The following is a 611-nucleotide window of genomic DNA, read 5'->3' on the forward strand; positions in this document are numbered from 1 at the left end:
TCACGACTACTGGTGTGGTGATGTCAACGGTATAGCTGGCATCTGCAGTTACTGTACCGGTGTTACCTGCGGCATCGGTTGCAGTAATGCTGACATTGATGGTCTTGTCGGCATCAAGGACTAACTGACCGCCATCAACCGTTACGCTCCATACCCCGCCAGTTTGTACCGTGGTGGTCAGGTTCACGCCATTGACGTTGACAGTAACCACGTCACCGACAGTGTATTCACCGGTGACTGTACCGCTAATGGTCTGGTCGGTTGCCGCTTCGCCTGAATCAACCACGCCATCGCCCGCAATCGGGTTGATGGTAATCGTGGTCGTGCTGTTGTCCGGACCAGTGGTATCCACGGTATAGACTTGCGTATCAGTCACATTACTGCTGTTGCCTGCTGCATCGGTGAAGGTGGCTGTGGCATCAATGGTCTTGTCACCATCTGCCAGCAAGTCACTACCTGCTACATCGGCTGTCCAGTTGCCTGTTGCTGCATCAACTGTTGCAGTATAAGTCACGCCATTGATGAGGAGTGTTACCACAGCCGTTGCTGCATCTGCAGGAATACCGGTCAGGGTACCCGTGATGGTCACTGTGCCGGTTGATTCAACTGCA

At 53.5% G+C, this 611-nt stretch carries 1 protein-coding gene; it reads right to left on the reverse strand.

Annotated elements, in window-relative coordinates:
- On the reverse strand, positions 1-611 hold a 611-nt coding region (locus tag OC23_RS05070; protein ID WP_038343267.1), incomplete at both ends, for an Ig-like domain-containing protein.

Origin of the sequence: Acinetobacter sp. A47, assembly GCF_000805455.1 — a bacterium.
Taxonomy (GTDB): domain Bacteria; phylum Pseudomonadota; class Gammaproteobacteria; order Pseudomonadales; family Moraxellaceae; genus Acinetobacter.